Raw genomic sequence first — 1,102 nt, forward strand, 5'->3', positions numbered from 1 at the left:
CGATGGCGGCTTCAACATCCGCGTGGGCGGCAACACCGACCTCAAGGGTGGCGTGATCGCCAGCACCCACGCGGCCTAGGTATTTCTCTGATAATACTGGAAGCGTACATTTCAGCGGAACAATCTCTCGTAGCAAGGTTGACAATAAGGTACTGAAGGAGCTGGATAAGCCATGATTTTTGGAGAAAAAATTAGCTTTGCAGTCGAATTTGAATTAAACGAAAATTATGGTGGAGCATGGATGTTTGGCCGGTTTTGCTATTGGATAAAAAACTCCAGGGTCGGAGATTTCGAAAGCGGAACGTCGCTAAGAGACGTTTTTTTCAGCTAAATGAAATAGTTAAGATAAATAATAGAAAGCTTCCAATAAGTGAAAAAAGATCTTCTGAACTCTATTAAATGATTGACTCTTCAATATATGGCGAGTCCACATTAGTAGAAGATGCCGCAAAATACATATTAGCACCCCAAGTTGACATTTTTGATGAGGTGAAAATTTATGGCATTGACTGCACGGAAAACTTTTGCCTAGTAATTTACAAAATCTCCGAGGAAGATATTGTAAGCACGTCAATCCCACGCGACATACTTAATAACTCATTGAAATCAGCATACAACGAGCTAGAAAATATCTACGAGGCAGAAATAAATTAAATATCTTTGCGATTTTTGATTACAACATCGTTCAGCGCTGATATCTGTTGAGCGCAGCGAAACCAAGCAGCGCAGCTCCACGTCCAAGGGCTCCACCCTGCAGGCCGGCGGCAACGTCAACCTGATCGCCACCGGCGGGGGCGAAGACAGCAACATCCTGGTGCGCGGCAGCGACATCAAGGCCGGCAACAACCTGCTGCTGGCGGCCGACAACAACATCACCCTGGAAGCGGCGCAGGACACCTTCGAACAACACAGCACCAACAAGAGCAAGAGTGCGGCAATCGGCGTGGCGATCACTTACGGTGCAGACGGCTTCGCCGCCGGTGTTACCGCCAGCGCCAGCGGCTCGCGCGGCAAGGCCGATGGCACCGATGTCACCCAGCGCAATAGCCATCTGTCGGCAGGCAACACCGCAACGATCATCAGCGGCAACGACACCACCCTG

General features: G+C 49.1%; 2 protein-coding genes. Both read left to right on the top strand.

Going from position 1 to position 1,102, the window contains the following annotated elements; translation table 11 throughout:
* Positions 1-172: 172 nt before the first annotated feature.
* Positions 173-331 carry an Imm42 family immunity protein gene (locus tag XpruCFBP8353_RS24700; protein ID WP_101378189.1) on the top strand — a complete coding sequence of 53 codons (159 nt, stop codon included), beginning with the start codon at positions 173-175 and terminating at the stop codon, positions 329-331.
* 363 nt (positions 332-694) lie between these two features.
* A partial coding sequence (locus XpruCFBP8353_RS23025) for a hemagglutinin repeat-containing protein (protein ID WP_282956985.1) occupies positions 695-1,102 on the top strand: 408 nt, incomplete at its 3' end.

The organism is Xanthomonas prunicola, assembly GCF_002846205.1.
GTDB lineage: Bacteria > Pseudomonadota > Gammaproteobacteria > Xanthomonadales > Xanthomonadaceae > Xanthomonas > Xanthomonas prunicola.

Excerpts from the sequence above, each read along its gene's own strand:
- XpruCFBP8353_RS24700 (WP_101378189.1), top strand. The coding sequence starts at position 173 with ATGATTTTTGGAGAAAAAATTAGCTTTGCAGTCGAATTTGAATTAAAC.